The following is a 2,642-nucleotide window of genomic DNA, read 5'->3' on the forward strand; positions in this document are numbered from 1 at the left end:
AGCGATGGTACTGGCCGAAATCCTACGGGTTTCAACCCGCACTAATCATACACGAACCGTTATGTGCAAGCTGAATTAACATCGCATTACTGCTAAACACAAATTCAATGAACAGATTTTACCTTTTGATTTTACTAATAGTTGGATGTTCAACCCAAGAAGAGAAATCTGAATACGAAAAACTTTTGGATTATGAAGGTACATACGAATATGTAAATCAAAACACACTTGATATTGTAGCCTCAGAACCTGACACAACACTCTATGCTGTTATTGATAAAGCAAAATATCCTTTAAATCATATTGCCTTAGATAGTTTTACAAATATTCAGGACATTCCAGTAGTTTTTAAAAGAGATAAATCTAACAAAGTCATAAGTTATAGAACCAGTGGACAATCTTTTGCACTTATCACAACTGACTTTGAAAAAATGGAAATGTTTCCACGAAAAGAACTTTTTTACAACGCTGACAACTACAGGTACGAAAAACCAAAAGAAACTTCAGATGGTCTAAAAACGGGACTTATAGAAGAAGAATTTAAAAATCCCGAACCAATAATCAATATGGTAAAAGAAACCATAAAGGGAGAATTTCCAGATGTCCACAGCATTTTGATTTATAAGAATAATAAATTAGTACTTGAAGAATATTTTTACGGTTACGATGAAAACACGCCACATCAATTAAGGTCTGCTACCAAGCCTTTCATTGGGGGAATTCTTGGCATTGCAATTGACAAAGGGTTTATTAAGAGCGAAAAAGAAAAGCTTCTACCCTATTTTAAAAGTAAGTATGATAAAATTGCCAACTTGGATGAGAGAAAAAAAGAGCTGACAATAGAAAATTTTCTAATGTACCGTCACGGTATGGACTGTGAAAATAATAACCCAGCAAGCAAAGGAAATGAGCAATCAATGATGCAAAGCAAGGATTGGGTTAAATACACACTTGATTTACCAATGGTGACAAAACCAGGAGAAAAATCATCTTATTGCACAGGATGTCCTTTGACTTTAGGAAGTTTGGTAGAGATTGCAACCAATGACCAAATTGAAACTTTTGCCAAAGAAAACCTTTTTGAACCTATGGGTATCTCTAATTACGATTGGACTTTTGAGCCAAATCAGGCAAGTATGAATACTTTTAGTCAAATGTCTATATCTCCACGTGACCTGATAAAATTGGCTAAACTATTTAAGGATGGCGGTATATGGAATGGAAAACAAATATTATCTAAAGAATGGGTAGATAAAACATTTCAAATGCAAGATGGAGATTATGGCTATCTATGGGAACATAAATATTTTGTAATTGATGGAAAACAATACAATTCATACTTAGCTTCGGGAAATGGTGGCCAAAAAATTAATATTTGGCCAGAACTTAATATGATTACAGTATTTACGGGCGGAAATTACAACTCATATGAACTCTATGGAAAAAGTACACCACCAAATGAAATGATACCTAACTATGTACTAAAATCCATAAAATAAAGCCAGCACATAACATCGGCTATAGCAAATGCGGGCTAAAATGGTAAAATGAAAGCAATTACAAAAAACAAACTAAATGCTAATCGGAAAGGTAATTGCCTTGAAATCCCGCACTTTCCATAGCCACAGCCGTTGGCGGTAATTTGAACGAAAAATGAAAAAAATAATATTAATACTTCTAATAGGATTGATTTGGATTCCTCTTTTAGCGCAGGTTAATCCAAATAATCATTATGTGAACGGCTATTATCGAAGTGACGGAACTTATGTAAAAGGGCATTATAGAACAAATAGAAATTATACTAATAAAGACAATTATACAACTAAACCAAATGTAAACCCTTATACTGGAAAGAAAGGATATATTGAACCTGATAATAATTATTTGCCATCCACAAATTATTACAATTATACGCCTCAAACAATTGATTTGCCAAGTACAAATTACACTTACCCAACTACAACTCTACCTTCGACAAAATACTCATATTCGACATCATCGTTTGATTATAACGAAATAAAAAAAGAACAAGAAAGGTGGATGAGAGAGGAATATCCGAAAATTAAAGCGGAGCAAGAACGCTGGATGCGTGAAGAATACCCAAAAATAAAAGCTGAACAGGAACGCTGGATGAGAGAAGAATATCCTAAAATCCAGGCTGAACAAAACAGAATTTTTAATAATTATAATTCTAACTTCTCATCTAATAACTATTACTCTGAAAGTTCAACTTCGGTTGCAATTAAATATCATCATCGTTACTCAATTGAGGACAGAAAAATAATTGAACTTGCTTTACAAAAATTGGGCTATTATATTGGAACAGCAGACGGATATTTTGATTCGAATACAATAAGTGGAATTAAGAGTTTTCAAAGAAATGCAAATCTGAAAGCTGATGGAAAAGTTGGACCAAGTACTTTGAATAAATTAAGTAATCAATTTAAATAAAAACTACCGCCAACAATGGCTATAAGTAATTGCTTATTCTCGCCTACTTCTGAAAATCCTCGCGGATTTTCTATTTGGTTTGTATTTGCTAAATTAGGTGCTTAAACACGCCACTAATCATACACAAACACGTTAGCGTAAATGCCGTTCAAATTTATTGGTTTCGGCATTTTTTGAATATGATGGTCGCT

Annotated in this window: 2 protein-coding genes; both read left to right on the plus strand. The window is 33.3% G+C overall.

Annotated elements, in window-relative coordinates; genetic code table 11:
* Positions 1-107: 107 nt before the first annotated feature.
* A complete protein-coding gene (locus PP181_RS17645) occupies positions 108-1,499 on the plus strand; it encodes a serine hydrolase domain-containing protein (protein ID WP_272638050.1) in 1,392 nt (463 codons plus the stop codon).
* A 154-nt stretch (positions 1,500-1,653) separates the two neighbouring features.
* On the plus strand, positions 1,654-2,451 hold the full coding sequence (locus PP181_RS17650) for a peptidoglycan-binding domain-containing protein (protein ID WP_272638051.1): 798 nt from the start codon (positions 1,654-1,656) through the stop codon (positions 2,449-2,451).
* Positions 2,452-2,642 lie beyond the last annotated feature (191 nt).

Source organism: Maribacter sp. PR66 (assembly GCF_028464205.1).
Taxonomy (GTDB): Bacteria; Bacteroidota; Bacteroidia; order Flavobacteriales; family Flavobacteriaceae; genus Maribacter; species Maribacter flavus.